The organism is Bacillus sp. NPDC094106, from assembly GCF_044764345.1.
Classification (GTDB): domain Bacteria; phylum Bacillota; class Bacilli; order Bacillales; family Bacillaceae_G; genus Bacillus_A.
Genome location: NZ_JBIWHY010000001.1, coordinates 321,070 through 340,058, shown reverse-complemented (window position 1 = coordinate 340,058; position 18,989 = coordinate 321,070). Strand labels below are relative to the sequence as shown.

The window sequence follows — 18,989 nt, the reverse complement described above, 5'->3', positions numbered from 1 at the left end:
TCATCTTTACTTTTTGTCTTGTTGTGATGTTATTTCTTCATTTTTTAGCTCAAAAATCTTTTTCCCGTCTTCATTTACAATATCTACAGAGTCTCTTAGTTTATTTACTCCAATATACATAACAGGATTTTTATCTGTACCTTTATTTTTTTCTACGCGTAATACAACAACTGACTTATCGTTTTCATCTTTCACTTCTTTTACTGTAATTTTATCATTTTGATATTTTACTCCAAATGCTAAAAATATCATCATTTTTCCTTCACTGATTCGTTCTATTGAGTGATGAACCAAGTTCGGATCTTCTTGTGCTTTTTCGTATAGATTTGTTGGACCAAAGTTTCCTTCACCATACCTAGATTTTTCTAAAACCCAATAATTTTCGTAATCGCTTGTAAACAATGCACAGCCACCCAATCCGATAATACTCAATAACCAAAAGCTTAATATGAGTTTTTTCATGTAATCCACCTTTTATTATTATTTTTAAAATTTCAACATAGTTATTACTTTTAATATATGAGTTTTTTATATGAGACGATTACAAGAGAGCATTCATTTTCGATTAGTTTTGGTGAGCACTCACCATTAAAGAAAATATATGATTTAGATGGGTATGTATTATTGGTAGGTGTCGGTTACGATTCTAATACATCCATCCATTTATCTGAAATACGTACAGGCGCACGTGAATTGGTAAAAGCAGGGGCGCCTATTATTGAAAACGGCATGAGAGTATGGAAAGAGTTTGATGAAATGGACTATGATTCCGACTCGTTTGTTGAGATTGGAAAAGAGTTTGAACATGCAGGTGCTGTGACAATTGGTAAAGCTGGAAATGCAATGTGTAATTTAATGAAACAACGAGAAATTGTTGGATTTGGTGTACAATGGTTTTGTTCGAATTATTTTCTCTATCGTAATTCGCGCTTGCCTCCATCGGCTTTTAATTTATATGTAAAGAATTACCTATATCCCAGGCTCATAAAAGAATAGTTTACAATGTTACATATTTACAGCATTCGTTTCAGCATTCCCTAGCTTTTTACGATACCACAGTTCACAAGGATACAATAATAGGTGAAAAAGCATGTCAACAACCCGCCACTTAACACCCTTACGGGTCGTTTGAAGTGGGGGCTTGCGTCTGTCAGAGTTCGACAGTGCTTCTATCCTCATAGAGAGCAACTACGCTTATTCCTACCCAGTAGTGCGAACAAGCAACGCTCTCCTACCTTAGTGTGGTGGAACATAAGGACGGTTGACTTCGCCCTTACTACAAGAGCTATACTCCTGTAGTAACTACACCAATACGGTCATCGTTTGACTTGTATTGGCAGTTTTTACAACAGAATGTGTGTAATTTCTTATTACGATTTGCTTTCTCGATATGCCCACATTTAGGGCAGGTTTGAGAAGTATATTTTGGGTCTACGACAATTACCTTCTGTCCGTTCATTTCTGCTTTATATTCCAGCATCTGACGGAATTGGTAGAAAGTCCAAGAGACAGAAACATAGCGGTCTTTCACTCGTACTTTTTCAGTTGCGGAACGAACACCTGTTAAGTCCTCTAAAACAAACATAGTACCTCTAGGGTATTTATCAACGAGTGCCTTTGTAATTTGATGGTTTACATCAGTTACATAACGGTTTTCTCTTGAACCAATTTGTTTTAGTTTTTTACGTGCAGACGGTGTTTGTCTCATTTGCAACTGTTTACGAGTAGCTTTAAACTTACCACGCTTATGCTTAACAACATTTCCGTTGTAGAAAGTAGTTTTACCCTGGCTGTCATAAGTGGTAGCAAGAAAGTTGATTCCTAAATCAATACCGACAATATTTTTTACATCTACATAATCTAATTCAGTAAATTCTTTTGTCATTGGAATGTGTAAGAACCATTTTTTATGTTTGTGCACAAGTTTAGCAGTACCAAACTTCCAAGTATTGTTAAAGTATTTTTTCATAGCTTTGCGTTCATAACTCAACCTAAGACGACCATCAAGTGTATTTACACTAAATCGGCTTTGAGTTAGTGAGTAGTCACGATTCCAAACAAGGTCATATTCTGGAAGTTTAAATTCAATTAAAGACCATTCATGTCCATTTGATTTAGCTGACTTGTATCGAGCAATCACTGTTTTCATAACAGATTGAGCCATTTGACTTTTTAGTCCAAACTGATTTCGCAAATTAGAATAATACAAGTTATTCAATTTTACTTGATTTAGATTTTTTGTTTCAAAGATATGTTTTGATAACCAATTACAAGCCTTACGATAAGCGTTAGTTGTTATCTTTAGGCTTTCAGCTTGATTGCCAGAAACGTAGATTTGTATTTTCGCAGTAATTGTAGACATTACCCTCACTACCTTTCACTAAATATATTATAACAAAATTTTAGTGAAAATAAATAATCTGAATAGGAGGAGGAGAGGTGGAAGTTTCAGATACTTAATATGGTACAAAATCTTACTATTTTTAACGTACCATATTAAGTATCTGACGGCAATTCCTTGGGCTACGCCCTGCACACGATTGAAGTAGGGGTATCCTTGCCGATTTTAGATGAACAATGATAGCGGAAATTAAACCATTCGACCAGAATTGCCAGCCACAAAAAATACCTACCCACAAATTTCCTAATACAGCATAAGAATATAGCCATCTTGATTTTTTCATTCCTTTTACACCTAGAAAGTGAGTGATTGCAAATAGAATACTAGATAGGATAATCCCAAGAATTACAATAATCTGAGTGACATCATGAAAAAGGCTCATCAACGTGATGAAAAGTGGCATAAGACCCCATCGGAAGATGATTTCTTCAACAACTCCACCATATAGGACTCTAGCTCCTAATCCTACACCATGGCGCTGATGTTCAATTTGTAGAAACGTTTCTTTATCAATAACTTTTCTAAAGAATCCATAATACATAATAACATGTCCGAGAGAGCAAATGACTCCAATTAAAACTGCTTCACCAATGTTGCTCGGTAAAATAATATTTTCATCTTGGATCTTTGATAAGAAAAATGCACCCATTCCGGAAAAAAGTAAAACGAGTAAAGTATGGATAAAAAGACTTAGGTAGATAGATGGTGTTTCTGGAGTATTTTCTAACTTTTTGTTTATTTTTTGCTCCGCTAAGCTCATTGTAACAATTCCTGGTATAGCAATGCTGAATACAAAGATCCAGTTGAACATATGCTTTCATCTCCCTTGAAAATAGACTAAGAAAGACCTTTTATGTATGTTGACGCTATGCAAGGTTGTGATAGTCCTTCATAATTTTTCTTTTTTATAGACCGACTAGTCGGTTTCATTGTATAATAGTTACCATAATAATACAAGTGTATATGGAGCAGTGCTATGGAGCAGTTGTCTAGGACGCATAAGCCAGTATGAACGGAATTTTTTAGGAGGTCTCTTTGGCGTTTGGATTAAAAATTAAGAAAAGTATGATAATATATTGATGAGATTTAAAATTCAATTTGATAGTTTATAAGCGTAGAGAAAACCTTATGGGGGGGAGTAATCGTGAAAATAAATGATATAGTAGCGGAAACACAATTACCGAATACAATCGAAACGATAACAAATGATTTACAAACGTTAGGGTTAAAGAAAGGAATGACAGTGATTGTTCATTCTTCTTTGAGTTCAATTGGCTGGGTATCTGGTGGAGCAGTTGCGGTTGTTGAAGCTTTGATGAATGTAATTACCGAAGAAGGTACCATTATTATGCCAACACAAACTTCGGATTTATCAGATCCGAAAAATTGGGAAAGACCACCTGTTCCAGAAAATTGGTGGCCAATTATTCGAGATCATGTTCCAGCATTTAATCCAGATATAACCCCTACACGAGCAATGGGGAAAGTTGTAGAATGTTTCCGTACCTATCCAAATGTAAAACGTAGTAATCATCCATTAAATAGTTTTGCCGCATGGGGGAAACATGCAGAGACGATTACAAGAGAGCATTCGCTTTTGATTAGTTTTGGTGAGCGCTCACCATTAAAGAAAATATATGATTTAGATGGGTATGTATTATTGGTAGGTGTCGGTTATGATTCTAATACATCCATCCATTTATCTGAAATACGTACAGGCGCACGTGAATTGGTGAAAGCAGGAGCGCCTATTATTGAAAACGGCATGAGAGTATGGAAAGAGTTTGATGAAATGGACTATGATTCCGACTCGTTTGTTGAGATTGGAAAAGAGTTTGAACATGCAGGCGCTGTGACAATTGGTAAAGTTGGAAATGCAATGTGTAAATTAATGAAACAACAAGAAATTGTTGATTTTGGTGTACAATGGTTTCGTTCGAAAACTAAATAAGGGATGGTTATGATGAAGGGGAAAAAGATTTTAATTACGAGTGGTGGATGTTTAGAAAAATGGGATCAAGTACGTGGCCATACAAATTTAGCAAAAGGTACGATTGGAAGAATTCTTGCTGAAGAAGCGATGGCAAAAGGTGCATATGTTATATATTTGCATGGCTATTTTGCCGAAAAGCCCAACGGTACAAATGCTCAATTAGAATTACATCCATTTGAGGGGATTATTGATTTACAAAATAAAATGAAAAGCATCATTACACATGAGAAAATCGATGCAGTTATTATGGCGGCTGCTGGATCGGATTGGATTGTGGAAAAAATCTGTGATCAAGATGGAAATACACTGGATATGAACGGGAAAATTTCAAGTGATATAGCACCAATCATCCACTTTCAAAAAGCACCTAAAGTATTAAAGCAAATTAAGCAATGGGATCCAGAAACAGTTCTAGTTGGTTTCAAACTTGAAAGCGGTATCAATGACGTCGAGCTAATTCAACGAGCAAGTGAAAGAATGGAGCAGGCAAAAGCCAATCTTATGATAGCAAACTCGCCACATTCGTTATATTCACGTGCAGCCATTCATCATGTAATTGGAGAAGATGGTCATGTTCAATTATGCAAAGGAAAAGATGAAACTGCGAAAGAGATTATAAATAGGTTAGAACATTTATGTAATCGTGTAGAAGAGGGGAACTTGAGTAGTTAATGCGGAGGAGGAGTCATGTCCTTTGAAAATATAAAGGTAATTTGCACAGTATTACATAATGAAAAGAATATATCAGGGAGAAATATAAATGCAATTATGAATTGCTATAGATAAGGCATACATATCATTTTTACTACAGCAAGAGCTCCTCGTTCGGTGAAACAGTTTCTTTCAAAGTATTACAGAGAATTGAAATGATGGTGCAGCGTATATTTTAGAATAGATAAGGGGGAAGTTTATGGAGCAGTTACTAAAGCAAGCCATTCAGTTACGTAGTGAAAAGAAATATGAGGAGTCAAAGGATATTTTAGTGCACTTGGCAAATTTCACCGATAATCCGGAAGTATTGTATCAGTGCGCTTGTATACATGATGTAATGGGACTTGAAACAGAGGCTGCCCCATATTATGAAAAAGCAATTGCGAATGGACTTACTGGAGAGTCACTCTGCGGGGCATATATTGGACTTGGGAGTACATATCGCTGCATTGGTGAATACGAAAAAGCGATTTCTACATTAGAAGCTGGTTTACAGCGGTTTCCAGAAAATAATGTTATGAAAGTGTTTTTATCAATAGCGAAATATAATATAAAGGCATATGAAGAAGCGATGAAATTATTAATAGAGACTGTTTTGAAATTAGAAGATGTGAAAGAATACGAGAGAGCAATTTTATTTTATAAAGATCACTTGAACAAGATTTTTAAATAAGGGGGTAGGACTACATGAATACATCCATTTCGCGAAAGAAAAGGAACATTTGGATTGGACTTACAGCATTAATTGTATTATCGAATTATTTAGCGTACGCACTTCCTATTGTGCCTGTTATACCGAAAGAAATGGTACTCGGTTCATTATTAGATTTTCTCATTATAATTCCTGTTATCACGTATTTTTTTATTATACGTAAACGCTACTCATTAACTTATATATTCCCCGTTGTAATCGCAGGTTATATTGCTGCAAGGTTTGTCATTCCAAATGATTATTTACAGGCCTTTTCATTTGTGTCTTATATTTTAGTTGCGGGTGAACTCGCGTTTTTAGCTGTAGAGTTATTTATTCTATATAAGATTGCTAGAACGTTGCCGAAAATTATAAAGTTTTATAAACAATATAAGAAAGAATATCCATCATTCTCTTTGGCAATTGATAAGGCATTCGATGCGGCATTAAAAAGAAATAGTGCAGTAAATGTTATCGCTTCAGAATGTAAACTATTGTACTATGCTTTATTGTCTTGGCGTACAAAGGCTCCAGAAAGTCAGTATGTTTTTTCATATCATAAAAAAACTGGGGCGATTCCATTTAATATTGCACTTATTCATGCAATATTAATTGAATCAATTGGGTTTCATTATTTACTTCATCAGTGGAATGAAGTAGTTGCTTGGATATTGCTCGTTGTAAATATATATGGGATTTTATATTTTTTAGCTGAGATACAAGCAATTCGTATAAACCCATATATTATGACGGAAAAAGAAATTGTAATCCAAGTCGGATTTGGAAAGAAAATCGTTGTACCATTTTCTCAAATAGAAGGCATTACCTTTTATAAAGGTGAAGCACTAACTAAGGAAGAAGAAAAAGAAGTATTTGAAGCAACTATAATGGAATTTATAAAGGAACCAGCTACTTTTGAAATAAAATTAAAAGAGCCGTTAACAGCAGAGCTATTGTATGGATTTTCTAAAACAGTAAACCGTGTGCATGTCAATGTAGATGAGGATCGGAAGTTTTATGAAGCAATTGTTGCGAAATTAGAGCAAGGTAGACAGTACGAGTAGAGTTACAAAGTATCATCGTGCTTTTGGTACGTATGGAGTCTGTAAGATCATTATATGTAGTAGAAAAATAGTGAGAAACAAAATAAACCAGCAAGCTAGAGGCTTGCTGGTTTTCATCGTAAACAATTAAAAAATATGGTAAAATTAAGAGGTAACTTATGGTGCGGTTGGTTGTTCAATTATCACTTCTCCGAATAGAAGGGAGGTGATAATCGTGAGTGAAATTGCGTTGTTACTGCAAGGTGGATTATTTCTCGTTGCATTGCTAACGTTTATTGTCGTTTTAATCGACAAGCTCAAAAAATAACAACCCACCTATGCCAATAGAATGTGGGTTGTTTTGTTCGTAAGAAACAAATAGGATAGATGAACAATCCAATCTGTAAAGTTACGTGAACTAGTGTGTAGCCGCACACTAGTCTTTTTTATTTATATACAATATATCATTGTTTTATGTGATTGTATTGTTCTTTTCATGCTTATTATAACATAGTGTCTTTTCATCAAGAAAGGAGACCGTATGTTCTTATTTTGAAATATCTGTATTTAAATGCGAACTTTTGTACTTCTTTCTTTAAATAAATTATCCATATACTGTTTTAAACTCTCAATATAGAATTCTTGATTTTTAACATGGTTCACGCCAACGATTGGAGACGGAAGTTCGTATGTTTTTTGAGATAAATGGACAACAACATCAAAAATATCAAATAGACGGATGAAGCAGAATAAACCATCTTTATCACTCAGTAATATAAAATAGTGATTATCACTCTTTGTATTTAGTGTATTCCATAATGAACTTTTACTTAAATCACGAACAATGTTTTTTTCCTTTAATTCAATAAAATCGGAATTAGTTATAATAGAAGAAATATCAATTGCATCTGGATCATTAAAATAACCATCAATTGTATGAACAGCGAACGTATAAGCCATTTTTAATATGCTCATTTTATATTTTCGATTGTCTAAAAGTAACTCACGTTGAATAGAACTAGCTACCTTTGTTACACGTTCTTCTTTCCAAATTTCATTATGTAGCGAAATATCATGCTTTTTACATAGTTTCATAATCAATGAGTTAGAATAATGCATTTCGGCGTTTGTTTCCACGACGTCTGTTTCAGTTGCTGCTAATTCTTGACCGTGTTCATTTGTATATAGTGGGGAATCAATTTGCTGCTTCATTTGTTCGATTTTATATTGAATGAGTTTATGTCTAATTAATGGGCGATCGACATTTGTTGTAAGATGTTCATGGCAAGAATCGCAAATTGAGTTTGTGAAATAATATCCACATAAAATCTCTGGGATGACGTATTGTTCACTAAGTTCTTTTGTTTCTTTTCTGCAAATGATGCATTGCGTCATATTTATCACCTTTACCTGCAAATTTGTATGTAATCCCATTGTAGTGTATTTAATGATATTTTGGAATATTGTAGATTAAAATATCATGTAAAATTTATGATTATTTTGGTACAATGAAGAGAAGTGCTAGTTTAAAGGAGGACGTTTTTTTGAAATCGAAAGTGCACTTTTGGACATTGGAAGTGCTAATGGTTGTAGGAATCGTATTTATTTGCACAAAAATATCATTTTTATTTCAACCAATTGGCATATTCGTTTCAACATTATTTTTCCCAATTTTAATCGCATTGTTTCTATACTTCATATTTAATCCTGTGTTGGTATTTTTAGAAAAGCAAAAAGTTCCTAGAAATTTAGCGATTTTATTGTTGTATGTTTTTATCATTACATTAACTGCAGTCGCTATTGGTGTAGTTGTTCCAACAATTTCACAGCAGCTAACGGATTTGGTGAAAAACATGCCAACTTATATTAAAGAGGGAAGAGTATACATACAAGAACTATCTCATCATAGGCTATTTGAATGGGTGACTACACAAAATTATGTGTCGATTGAAACGATTGAAAAAAATGCAATTCAATATTTGAAAGAGATACCAAACACGATTACGTCGAGTGCAACGGCTTTATTTGGTATAATCACAAATGTTGCATTAGTGGTGTTTACCGTGCCATTTATCCTGTTTTACATGTTTAAAGATGGACATGCATTTCCAGGAAAGGCTGTCAGTATATTACCAGAATCATACCAGCAAGAAGGACTTCGAATCATAAAAGAAACGAATGAAACCTTATCTGCGTATATTCAAGGGCAAGCGCTTGTTTGTTTATTTATTGGTGCATTTACATTTGTCGGATACTTAATCATTGGTTTACCATATGCCTTCATTTTAGGTATCATAGCGGCATTTACAAATATCATCCCGAACTTAGGACCTTTTATTGGGGCGGCGCCAGCTGTTATTGTCGGATTATTTGTATCTCCAATGCAAGCGGTTTGGGTAATCGTTATTGTTACGATTGTCCAACAATTTGAAAGTAATATTATTTCACCACGTATTATGAGCTCAAAGTTAAATATCCACCCTTTGACAATTATCATATTAATTTTAGGGGTAGGGAACTTTGCTGGAATTATTGGGATGATTTTAGCGGTACCTGCTTATGCGGTAACAAAAACGATTGTCTCAAACTTGGTGAGATTATTTAAGACAAAAAGAAACAATCGAAAATAGAGGATACTCATATGAATCAAGAAAGATGCATCGCTTTTTAAGCGGTGTATTTTTTATTCTAGGAATAATGGGTTTTTATGGTAGCATTTATATTGAGGATACAATATTGCTTCTTCAATTAACGGAGCAGTTTAACGGAATAATTTATGCTGTAACAAATGGAGGTTGAAGTTATGAAACGGTTAGTCATTATTACAGTTGGTAAAACCCATAGTGGAAAAACTACATTTGCAAGGGCTCTAGAAAAAGAGTTAAATAACTCTTTTGTTATGGACCAAGATAACCATGCTGAATTTATAAACACGTATTATAAAAACTTACAACCAAAACGAGGACCTAATACTCTTAAGCATGCTCTCTCAAAGCTAATTGTCGATTATGCCAAAGAACATACTGATTTAAATTTTATTATTTGCAACTCAAATCGAAGTCGAAATGGACGATTGTATTTGCTTGAAGAGTTGTTTAATAAAGATGAATTTATCCGTATCTTGGTTCATTTTGATATTCCAGATGATGTTCTTCATGAACGAGTTACTCAAAGTGGGCGAAGTACCAATATATTTAGGGGTCCTTATTCTAATTTTGAGGAAGTGCTTGTCCGGCAACATGCTGAATCCCTAACAGAAGATGTAACAGACCCAGTAGAAGGTGAAGCAGATCATCTATTTGTAATTAAAGACAACGAGGAAGTTGATTCTGTTATTAAAGAAATTGTTCATATTGCTGAATGTTTATGATTATACCCAAGAACTGGTAGCAATCTTCGGTAGGTCTACTCGAAAGTAATGCATCATGTGAGGGGGAATAAAATTGTTGTCATATGAGGTAATTTGCTGTTGTTGTAGAAAAAAATTTAGAGTTTATGAAGGAACTAGGCAATATAAACAGTTCAAGGAAAATAAGAATAGTGTATTTTGTTGTGAAGATTGTAATCATAATATACGCCTGGATGCCATTAAACACTTTTTTAGATATAGCGGATGAATGGCTAATTGTGTGATATCTAGAAGTAATATGAATGTTCCTTCAACAATTGGCACGATTGTTGAACAAGAAGTAAAAGGGTGATAACTATATCACCCTTTTCTATGGATTTTTACGAATTAAGTGTTTTTATTGTGTAATTTCTATATAATTTTTTGAAGTAAACAGCATTTTAAAAGATCATAGAGACTAGGTGGAATCCCTCTCAATAATCCAAATCATTTCTTTGCAGCGCGTTATTAACATCTCAATCCTCTCCTCTCGTTATATTTAAATTTTGTAATTATAGATGAGTATAGTAGGTGCTTCTACGATCTCGGATATCATCCATAATCTGTTTATATTGCTGTTCTTGCAAAATTTCAGCTTCAGATAAATGTTTTTTCTGAATCGTAATCGTTAAAAAGAAAATATGAAACTTCATAAATAAATTCCTCCTTTCGTAAAGGAATTATAGGTGACTACAATAAGGGATTTGACGTTCTTTTACTTCATCCATAGCCTTTTGAATTTGTTGTTCATGTAATACTTCTTGTTTGGAAAATTTGCTTTTTTGGATTGTAATGGTTAAAAAGAATACTCGGAATTTCATAAGAAGATTGCTCCTTTTACATATAATTTTTAGTACATATGGTTGTAATAAGAAACTTGATGCTCTTTCACTTCATCCATGATTTTCTGGATTTGTTGTTCTTGTAAAATTTCAGCTTCAGTAAGTTTACTCTTTTGAATTGTAATCGTTAAAAAGAATACTCGAAACTTCATAAGAAGATTCCTCCTTTTGTTAATTGTTTTTTAACACATTTGATTGTAATAAGAACTTCTGTGATTTGCTATTTCATCCATAGCTTGTTTTAATTGTTGTTCATGAAAAATTTCAGCCTCAGATAAAGTCTTTTTCTGAAGAGTAATCGTAAAAAAGAAAATGTGAAAAGTCATAAATGAATTCCTCCTTTCGTAAAGGAATTATAGGTGACTACAATAAGGGATTTGACGCTCCTTTACTTCATCCATAGCCTTTTGGATTTGTTGCTGGTGCTGAATCTCACTTTCAGAAAATAGATTTCTTTGAATGGTAATACTTAAAAACAATACGCGAAAAGTCACTGAATGTTGCTCCTTTCTTTAATAAATAATGTAAGAGACTAAAAAATCGCACAAAAAAGCCACAGGAAGATATAGTTTTCCTGTGACAGGGCATGAAAAAGCCACAGGAAAGTATACGACCTCCTGTGGCGAATTTGTTAGTTAAAGAAAATACTAAGCGATTTTCAATTCTCCATTAGGTTGGTCGAACTTATATTCAATTGTAAAACAGATGCAGCGTTTAATTGTAATTTCATCATTTCATTCGACCTCCTTTTAGAATATTTTTCTTATGTTAGTAAGTATATACAATTAATGGATAATTGTAAACATAAAAAGTGAAAATTTTTAATTTTGATGAAAATGTGTATGTTTTGAATGTGAGTTTAACGTATGATACTTCTCTTTTTGAAAGAATTTATGGGAAAATATTGAATGGAAATAGATTCTTGTGGTATGGTTAATTACATAAGTAATGAACCTATGAACCTAAGGTGGTGAAAGGATGAAATCGACACTTGAACAAAATAAGTTAATATACATACAAATTGCAGAAACCATCGAGGCGGATATTTTAAAGGGGATACTGCTTGAAGAAGAACAGGTTCCATCAACAAATCAATTTGCAAAGATGCTGCAAATCAATCCGGCGACAGCAGCGAAAGGGGTAAATCTACTGGTCGATGAAGGTATTTTATATAAAAAGCGAGGGATCGGAATGTTTGTTGCAAAGGGAGCAAAGGAAGTTGTATTAAAGAAGCGGCAAAGTGCTTTTATGACTGAATTCCTACCTAAAGTTTGGGAGGAGGCAAAGGTACTTGAAATTTCTAAAGAAGAGCTAATGAACATGATTCAAATGATTACTAAGGAGGGGAAAGAATGAGAATTGCGGTTGAAACAGAGGGGGTAACGAAAAAATATAAGAAAAAGATGGCTGTAAATGGATTAACCTTTTCATTGGAAGAGCATAAAATATATGGTCTGCTTGGTAGAAATGGGGCAGGAAAAACCACACTACTTCACCTCCTTGCTGGACAAATCGTTTCAAGCAAAGGGAGCGTATCTATACTTGGTGAAAATGTACATGAAAATAGTCACGCATTACAAAATATTTGTTTTGTGAAAGTAAAAGATAAAGTTCATTCGAATTATAAAGTGAAAGAAATTTTTAAGTTATGTAACACGTTTTATAAAAATTGGGATCAAGAATTTGCGGAGAACCTTGCAGCAAAGTTTCAAATTGATGTGAAACAAAAGTACGATAAACTATCACATGGTATGCAAACTGTTGTCGGAATCATTAAGGGATTAGCAAGTAGGGCGCCTATTACTATTTTTGATGAGCCGACTACCGGTTTAGATGCAGCACACCGAGAATTATTTTACAGTATGTTATTAGAGGATTATGGGAATCATCCAAGGACAATTATTTTATCAACTCATTTAGTAGAAGAGGTAGCTCATGTTGTGGAAGATGTACTGATTTTGAAGGAAGGGGAAGTAATTGTTCAATCGACAGTTGAAGATTTATTACAACAAAGCCATTACATATCAGGGCGAAAAGATAAAGTGGATGAATTTATTATAAATAAAAATGTTGTACATCAAGAAGTGTTTGGAAATAAAGAAATTGTCGTTATTTGGGGAGAACTTTCTGAAGAAGATTATCACTTCGTTGTAAGTGAAGGGTTAGAACTTGATGGGGCTTCGCTTCAGAAATTATTTATTTATATAACGGGGGATGGAGTAAGGTGACAATGTTAATGAAGCAACTAAGGTTACATATTAACCATCATTATAAGGCTATTTTAATATTTTGGATTATAGCGTTGGTGGTAAAGGGTACAACAAGTTTAAAAGATTTAGAAGGTATACAAGCAGTGTTTTTACGAGATATGTTTGATAATACCTCCATTGCCATTACAATTTTTATTGTAATCAGTACTTTTTTCATGCAGTTTGACGTATTTCGTATAGCTATTTCTTTTGGTACGACAAGATTACAATTTTTTATAGGGGCAGTTTGCTATATTATTTTGCAATCGGCATTTTTCGCGTTGCTTCAAATACTTTTTTTGCAAGATGTATTCTATGTTATGAAAAATAATGGTTTGTTTCCGAGCATGATTGAACAATTTTGTGTTCAATTCTTACTTTATGTGACGATATCTAGTCTTTTCCAAGTAATAATTATTTTTCAGCAAAGATTTAGTTGGATTGGATTTGGAATTGGTGCAACGCTTTTTTTAAACTTAATAAGCGGATTTTATGGAAGAGGAATAAAGGAATTAATATTTACAAAAAGTGGAGTTTTGATGAATATGTCGTCTTTTATAACAATTTCAATTGGGCTAACAGTGTTTTATTTTATAGTTAGCGGTATATTCATTCGGAAAATTTCTCTGGAACAAACAGTATAAAAAACGATATAGATAGTGATAGATAAATATTTTAGGAAAGAAGGAAAAACGTATGGGAGATACATCTTCGTTAATAACTATGTTTTTATGTATTGCATTATTAATTTTATGGAGGCGCTATCGATCTATGCATAAACCGATAAGAGGAAACGGAAAACGAATTCTATTACCGCTCCTTTTCTTATCACCAGGAATTTTAATGTTTTTTGGTCCTACACATCCGGAGATGCTATACATTAGTTTTGCCATATTATTTGGATTTCTTTTTGCGATTCCGCTTATCATACTTACAAACTATGAGAGAAGAGAAGATGGGAATATTTATACGAAGAAAAGTGTTGCTTTTCTCATTACTTTTATTGGAATTGTAATTCTAAGGTATGGTTCCAGACAATACATTATCGATTTAGATCAACAAACAATAGGGTTATTGTTTTATGTTGTTGCAATTTCTTATATTGTACCGTGGAGAATTGCTTGTTACGTGAAGTTTAGAAAAGTAGTTCGTACAGCTTCATAGAATTAATGTTTTTGGTTTCGTGGAAGGGAGAATAGAGAATGCGTACTATTATAAAAAAGGAGATACAAATTTGTATCTCCTTTTTATTGATTTTTCATATATATGTGTTAAAATAAAAAAACGCTCATTGTTTATTTTTCTAAAAAACTAAATAATTATCCAATTTAATTATAACAAATGAATTGCTTGTTTGTCAAACTTTTAGTTGAATTTTTTTATCACATCAAATAGTGAGCGCCAGAATGATTAGTTGATAAGGAGTGGCGGTATGGAGAAAATAGGGCAAGAGTGGAAGCAGGAACAACATCGTGTGAAAGAAGTTGTCGGCAAGATTGAAAAACATATGGATACGTTAGAGCAATATGCAAGTGTAGCAATGAAAGATGTTGTCCAGATTCGAAAACATTTTTGGGACGATGTAACAGTAAATGTTGATAATGCGAAAGAGGCTGTAGAAACGGCAGCGAGTATCAAGCAACAGGCAGAGTTATTATCTGAACGAGAACAAAGTCATCGCCATGCATATAATCAACTAAAAGGATTAAAAAGATTACAGCAGTCGCCATACTTTGGAAGAATAGATTTTATAGAAGATGGTGAAAGCAGCGGGGAATCTATATATCTTGGAATTCATTCATTTTATGATGAAAGTACAGAGCAATTTCTCGTATATGACTGGCGAGCGCCAATATCAAGCTTGTATTATGACTATTCTCTAGGAAGAGCAAAGTACGTAGCACCTAATGAGACGATTTCAGGAGAAATGACTTTAAAGCGCCAATATGTGATTCGGAATGGCCAAATTATTAGTATGTTTGATACAGGCGTAACAATTGGTGATAAATTGCTACAAGAAGTATTAGGAAATAATGCGAATACACAAATGAAAAGTATTGTATCAACTATACAAAAGGAACAAAATCAAATCATTCGGAATGAAACAAGTCGTTTGCTTGTCGTACAAGGGGCAGCGGGAAGTGGGAAAACATCAGCGGCGCTTCAGCGCGTTGCATATTTATTATATCGTTACCGGGATACATTACATGCCGAGCAAATCGTGCTCTTTTCTCCAAACTCGATGTTCAATAGCTATGTTTCCACTGTACTACCAGAACTTGGAGAAGACAATATGAAGCAAACGACATTCCAAGAATACTTAGAGAATCATATTGAGAAAAATTTTGAATTAGAAGACCCGTTTACACAAATGGAATATGTATTGACAGGAACGAAAGAAAGAAATTATGAAACGCGATTAGATGGAATTAAATATAAAGCAAGTTCTGATTTTATTGAGGTAGTAGATCGCTATGTAGCCTATTTAAAACAAGAAGGTATGTTATTTAAAGATATAAAATTTAGAGGAGAAATCGTAATCTCTAAAGAACAAATAAAAGAACGTTTTTATGAATTTGATGCATCAATAAGAATTCCAAACCGAATAAAATTAATTTCTGAATGGTTATTAAAAGAGTTAAAGCAACAAGAAAAAATAGAGAGAAAAGCATTGTGGGTGGAAGAAGAAATACAGCTGTTAGATAAAGAAACATATGCAAAAGTTTATCGTAAGTTACAGCAAAAACAAGAATATTCCAATGGTACATTTGATGACTTTGAGCGGGAACAAAATATGCTGGCGGCTATTGTTGTAAAAGAACATTTCAAGCCACTCCGAAGACGTGTGAAAAAGTTACAATTTATTCATACACCGGCATTGTATATCCAGTTATTTAAAGATCCGCAGTTTGCTAAGCAACTTGTAGAAGAAAATAAATTACCGCAGAACTGGAATGAAATTTGTAAAGAAACAATAGAAAAAATACAACGTTTTTATATGTCATATGAAGATGCCACGCCTTATTTATATATGAAAGATCAACTGGAAGAATTGCAAAGGAATACATCTGTGCAACATATATTTATTGATGAAGCGCAGGATTATTCTGCATTTCAATATGCGTTTTTAAAGCGAATATTTCCTCATACAAAAATGACAATACTAGGTGATTTTAATCAGACGATTTATGAGCATGCGTCAGAAAATGAATTTTCACAATTAAGTGCGCTGTACGGGGAAGAACTGAGTGAAAAAATTATCCTTACACGGAGCTACCGATCTACAAAGCAAATTATTGAATTTACAAAGCAATTAATTACAGATGGTGAAGAAATTGAACCGTTTCAACGTGAAGGTAAACAGCCAACTATACAGGAAGTGGAAGAAGAAGCGCATCATAAAAAGATTGTGGAGCAAATCGAAAAGTTGCAGCAAAATGGGCATAAAACAATCGCGGTGATTTGTAAAACAGCAGAAGAAAGCGAAGTGGCTTATCATGTTCTACAGAAATCATTACAAGTTCGTCTTATTAAAAAAGAAACAAGTTCGTTTGATACAGGTATTCTGATTATCCCGTCGTATTTATCGAAAGGGGTAGAGTTTGATGCGGTTATTATTTATGATGCATCAAAGAAAAAGTACAGCCGAGAAAGTGAACGTAAATTATTTTATACCGCGTGTACACGTGCGATGCATGAGTTATATATTTATTCTGTAGGGGAGATGAATGCATTCTTACAGTCAGTTTCCACAGATACGTATATGTTAGAGAATGAAAAGATTCAATAAAAAAACTGGCTACTCTATAAAATGAAATTAGTTATTGCAGAGTAATCTCCTACAGGGAATAGGAAAACATATAATGCTCTATGTATTATATTCCTACTGACACATCACTCGACAATGAGGGGTGTGTTTTTTTATGCTTAGACCTCTGTATGACCACATATTTCGTATGAAGTTTCTAGACCCTAGCACAAAAAACTCGCCAAAACGGACGAGTTTTTTGTGTTGGAGCAATACAGACATTTTCTATAATAACTTTTAACACCAAACTATGATTCTATAGGGTGTGGTTTGGGCAGGGATACTTTTTGTGGCAGCTCCATAGATAACAATTAGATTTCGGTTCGTAGGATTTCCTGAGTAGGGTTGCCCATTTGTTAATACTATTTGGGTATATGGAGATATATTTAATTGTAATCGTCCATCACTACTTTTCAGTTGACTATCAAAATAATCTACTTTTACATTCTGATAAGGGCTATCTTTTACCATTATAAGTGCTCGGTATTGTGGCGGATATATAAGAGGAACAGGTGCATTCCTATCATAGTATCCAGTCACTTTATCTCCTACTGCCACCACTGCATGGTCTACAAAGTAAGTTGTGGGTGAAACGACAAAATTTACTATAGTCCCCAATTCGTTTTCTACAGACATTAATTTATAGCAGCCTTCTCCTTCAGCATTTTGCCCTACAATAAAATCACTAATCATGGTAACGGTCCCATGGAAAGAATTAAAACTTATCATTTTCATACCTCCATTGATTTAAGGCAGGCGGCGTCAATATTCCCTAAAAAACAGTAAGTAATTACTTTGTGTACAATATGTAGGTCAAAACCTATATGACTGTGTGGATGCCCATAAAGGTTAGGAAAATGTGATATATAGTGAGAGTAAGGGCTCCATTGTTCTATAAAACCAGGTAAGAGCTAACAATTTTGTAAGCTCTACAGGGGGATTACTAAGAAATAACTATTTTATAAGAAAAGAGAAAGGAAGCTTAGCTCCCCTTCTCTTTTAATAATAAATTTACTTTGTTGTACGCAATAAAGCTCCAATAGCCCCGCTAAAACCGTGATCTTGCAAGAAGATAGGTTTTTTCTTTTGGTGCACGGTATAACTCCCTATAATTTCTTGCAGATGTGAATTGTTTGATAGGGTAGATCCAATATAAACGATATGATCAATACCTTTTGCTTCTGCAAATTGAAGGCTTAACGCAGTGACTACTTCGCCAACAAGACCTTGAAGAGTGGCGAGTAAATCGGATTTGTTATAATGAGATTCACCAATAGCAGCTTTTCCAAAATTACTAGCTGTTAAGTTGCTATCAATAGGGGATAGAATACCGTTATAAATATCTCCAACTGTTATATCGAGATTCTGCCTAGAACCTAGTTTCGTATGTTGCATTACCTCTTCAAAACAGTCTATATTCGTTAATAATTTCGATAATCCCATTATTGTGCCTCCGCCAATACCTGTGCCACCAGCACGAATGTAATTTTGGTTATGGACATAATGAATGGAAGTCCCTGTACCGATATTTGTTAAAACAAAGTCATTTATGGAATGCTTTTCTTTTTCAATGAGATAATGAACGCCTACAAGTGTAGCCTCGAATTCGGCAAGGGATTCTGTTTTATATTTTTCATAAAGTAATGTTTGTAACTGCTCGGCTTTACCGCCAGTTATACACAATCTGTTTATAAAATTATTTTGACTTAACCACTCTTTGATTTTGTTTTGTTCATAGGAGTAAAATTTTTCGAAATGTAATTCATTACTTTCGTTAAAGTAAGCAATTTTTGTTAGTGTTCCTCCCGCATCAATACCGACAGCACTCTCCATCTTTGTACTCCTTATCATTGTATAGTTATC

23 protein-coding genes and 1 pseudogene are annotated in these 18,989 nt (G+C 33.8%); 13 read left to right on the top strand and 11 right to left on the bottom strand.

The genetic code is table 11. The features are described from left to right. Positions 1 to 6: 6 nt before the first annotated feature. Positions 7 to 462: a hypothetical protein gene (locus ACIQ7L_RS01950; protein WP_400565985.1), complete on the bottom strand. Its 456-nt coding sequence runs from the start codon at positions 460 to 462 to the stop codon at positions 7 to 9. Between the two features lie 72 nt (positions 463 to 534). Between ACIQ7L_RS01950 and ACIQ7L_RS01945 the strand changes: the two are divergent. Next, positions 535 to 897: pseudogene (locus tag ACIQ7L_RS01945) on the top strand (AAC(3) family N-acetyltransferase); the annotation flags it as partial. Between the two features lie 388 nt (positions 898 to 1,285). On the opposite strand, the gene ACIQ7L_RS01940 reads toward ACIQ7L_RS01945, so the two are convergent. Then, positions 1,286 to 2,362 carry an RNA-guided endonuclease InsQ/TnpB family protein gene (locus ACIQ7L_RS01940; RefSeq protein WP_400566330.1) on the bottom strand — a complete coding sequence of 359 codons (1,077 nt, stop codon included), beginning with the start codon at positions 2,360 to 2,362 and terminating at the stop codon, positions 1,286 to 1,288. Between the two features lie 121 nt (positions 2,363 to 2,483). Beyond that, positions 2,484 to 3,212 (bottom strand): CPBP family intramembrane glutamic endopeptidase, encoded by a 729-nt coding sequence (locus ACIQ7L_RS01935; protein ID WP_400565983.1) that lies wholly within the window; start codon positions 3,210 to 3,212, stop codon positions 2,484 to 2,486. 297 nt (positions 3,213 to 3,509) lie between these two features. On the opposite strand from ACIQ7L_RS01935, the gene ACIQ7L_RS01930 reads away from it, so the two are divergent. The 5 genes from ACIQ7L_RS01930 to ACIQ7L_RS01910 all read left to right on the top strand — a co-directional run bounded on the left by ACIQ7L_RS01930 (position 3,510) and on the right by ACIQ7L_RS01910 (position 7,167). Beyond that, positions 3,510 to 4,352 (top strand): AAC(3) family N-acetyltransferase, encoded by an 843-nt coding sequence (locus ACIQ7L_RS01930; RefSeq protein ID WP_400566328.1) that lies wholly within the window; start codon positions 3,510 to 3,512, stop codon positions 4,350 to 4,352. A gap of 3 nt (positions 4,353 to 4,355) precedes the next feature. Then, positions 4,356 to 5,066: a phosphopantothenoylcysteine decarboxylase domain-containing protein gene (locus ACIQ7L_RS01925; RefSeq protein ID WP_400565981.1), complete on the top strand. Its 711-nt coding sequence runs from the start codon at positions 4,356 to 4,358 to the stop codon at positions 5,064 to 5,066. A 238-nt stretch (positions 5,067 to 5,304) separates the two neighbouring features. Then, entirely contained in the window at positions 5,305 to 5,778 is a 474-nt protein-coding gene (locus ACIQ7L_RS01920) for a tetratricopeptide repeat protein (protein WP_400565980.1), read from the top strand. A 14-nt stretch (positions 5,779 to 5,792) separates the two neighbouring features. Then, positions 5,793 to 6,860 (top strand): hypothetical protein, encoded by a 1,068-nt coding sequence (locus ACIQ7L_RS01915; protein WP_400565977.1) that lies wholly within the window; start codon positions 5,793 to 5,795, stop codon positions 6,858 to 6,860. Between the two features lie 214 nt (positions 6,861 to 7,074). Beyond that, positions 7,075 to 7,167, top strand: a complete 93-nt coding sequence (locus ACIQ7L_RS01910) for a putative holin-like toxin (RefSeq protein WP_001289319.1) — start codon at positions 7,075 to 7,077, stop codon at positions 7,165 to 7,167. Positions 7,168 to 7,406: 239 nt separating this feature from the next. Here the strand turns inward: ACIQ7L_RS01910 and ACIQ7L_RS01905 are convergent, their stop codons facing one another. Further along, positions 7,407 to 8,234 carry an HNH endonuclease gene (locus tag ACIQ7L_RS01905; RefSeq protein ID WP_400565976.1) on the bottom strand — a complete coding sequence of 276 codons (828 nt, stop codon included), beginning with the start codon at positions 8,232 to 8,234 and terminating at the stop codon, positions 7,407 to 7,409. A gap of 149 nt (positions 8,235 to 8,383) precedes the next feature. On the opposite strand from ACIQ7L_RS01905, the gene ACIQ7L_RS01900 reads away from it, so the two are divergent. Together ACIQ7L_RS01900 and ACIQ7L_RS01895 are read left to right on the top strand one after the other, a co-directional pair. Next, the gene (locus tag ACIQ7L_RS01900) at positions 8,384 to 9,469 is read left to right on the top strand and encodes an AI-2E family transporter (protein WP_400565974.1); all 1,086 of its coding nucleotides are present in this window, start codon (positions 8,384 to 8,386) and stop codon (positions 9,467 to 9,469) included. A 173-nt stretch (positions 9,470 to 9,642) separates the two neighbouring features. Beyond that, the gene (locus tag ACIQ7L_RS01895) at positions 9,643 to 10,209 is read left to right on the top strand and encodes an AAA family ATPase (RefSeq protein ID WP_400565973.1); all 567 of its coding nucleotides are present in this window, start codon (positions 9,643 to 9,645) and stop codon (positions 10,207 to 10,209) included. A gap of 530 nt (positions 10,210 to 10,739) precedes the next feature. Here ACIQ7L_RS01895 and ACIQ7L_RS01890 read toward each other — a convergent pair. From ACIQ7L_RS01890 to ACIQ7L_RS01870, 5 genes are read right to left on the bottom strand one after another with little or no spacing between them, the layout of a single operon-like run. Next, positions 10,740 to 10,880: a YrzI family small protein gene (locus ACIQ7L_RS01890; protein ID WP_400565971.1), complete on the bottom strand. Its 141-nt coding sequence runs from the start codon at positions 10,878 to 10,880 to the stop codon at positions 10,740 to 10,742. A gap of 27 nt (positions 10,881 to 10,907) precedes the next feature. Continuing rightward, complete coding sequence (locus ACIQ7L_RS01885) at positions 10,908 to 11,048, bottom strand: YrzI family small protein (RefSeq protein WP_400565969.1); 141 nt, start codon at positions 11,046 to 11,048, stop codon at positions 10,908 to 10,910. Positions 11,049 to 11,077: 29 nt separating this feature from the next. Beyond that, entirely contained in the window at positions 11,078 to 11,221 is a 144-nt protein-coding gene (locus tag ACIQ7L_RS01880) for a YrzI family small protein (RefSeq protein ID WP_400565966.1), read from the bottom strand. 30 nt (positions 11,222 to 11,251) lie between these two features. Then, positions 11,252 to 11,395 carry a YrzI family small protein gene (locus ACIQ7L_RS01875; protein WP_400565964.1) on the bottom strand — a complete coding sequence of 48 codons (144 nt, stop codon included), beginning with the start codon at positions 11,393 to 11,395 and terminating at the stop codon, positions 11,252 to 11,254. Between the two features lie 27 nt (positions 11,396 to 11,422). Then, the gene (locus tag ACIQ7L_RS01870; RefSeq protein ID WP_400565961.1) at positions 11,423 to 11,563 is read right to left on the bottom strand and encodes a YrzI family small protein; all 141 of its coding nucleotides are present in this window, start codon (positions 11,561 to 11,563) and stop codon (positions 11,423 to 11,425) included. A gap of 484 nt (positions 11,564 to 12,047) precedes the next feature. On the opposite strand from ACIQ7L_RS01870, the gene ACIQ7L_RS01865 reads away from it, so the two are divergent. The 5 genes from ACIQ7L_RS01865 (at position 12,048) to helD (ending at position 17,108) form a co-directional block, all read left to right on the top strand. After that, on the top strand, positions 12,048 to 12,425 hold the full coding sequence (locus ACIQ7L_RS01865; protein WP_335361052.1) for a GntR family transcriptional regulator: 378 nt from the start codon (positions 12,048 to 12,050) through the stop codon (positions 12,423 to 12,425). Next, on the top strand, positions 12,422 to 13,297 hold the full coding sequence (locus tag ACIQ7L_RS01860; RefSeq protein ID WP_400565958.1) for an ABC transporter ATP-binding protein: 876 nt from the start codon (positions 12,422 to 12,424) through the stop codon (positions 13,295 to 13,297). The genes ACIQ7L_RS01865 and ACIQ7L_RS01860 overlap by 4 nt, the downstream gene beginning before the upstream one ends. Then, the gene (locus tag ACIQ7L_RS01855; protein ID WP_400565955.1) at positions 13,294 to 13,962 is read left to right on the top strand and encodes a DUF4052 family protein; all 669 of its coding nucleotides are present in this window, start codon (positions 13,294 to 13,296) and stop codon (positions 13,960 to 13,962) included. The genes ACIQ7L_RS01860 and ACIQ7L_RS01855 overlap by 4 nt, the downstream gene beginning before the upstream one ends. Positions 13,963 to 14,014: 52 nt before the next feature. Then, positions 14,015 to 14,482, top strand: coding sequence for a CcdC family protein (locus ACIQ7L_RS01850; protein WP_400565953.1), 468 nt, complete (start codon positions 14,015 to 14,017; stop codon positions 14,480 to 14,482). Between the two features lie 268 nt (positions 14,483 to 14,750). Next, entirely contained in the window at positions 14,751 to 17,108 is a 2,358-nt protein-coding gene (gene helD, locus ACIQ7L_RS01845) for an RNA polymerase recycling motor HelD (RefSeq protein WP_400565950.1), read from the top strand. A 255-nt stretch (positions 17,109 to 17,363) separates the two neighbouring features. Here helD and ACIQ7L_RS01840 read toward each other — a convergent pair whose 3' ends face one another. Beyond that, the gene (locus ACIQ7L_RS01840; RefSeq protein WP_400565947.1) at positions 17,364 to 17,855 is read right to left on the bottom strand and encodes a hypothetical protein; all 492 of its coding nucleotides are present in this window, start codon (positions 17,853 to 17,855) and stop codon (positions 17,364 to 17,366) included. Positions 17,856 to 18,137: 282 nt separating this feature from the next. Further along, positions 18,138 to 18,959 (bottom strand): type II pantothenate kinase, encoded by an 822-nt coding sequence (coaW, locus tag ACIQ7L_RS01835; RefSeq protein WP_400565945.1) that lies wholly within the window; start codon positions 18,957 to 18,959, stop codon positions 18,138 to 18,140. Between the last annotated feature and the right edge of the window lie 30 nt (positions 18,960 to 18,989).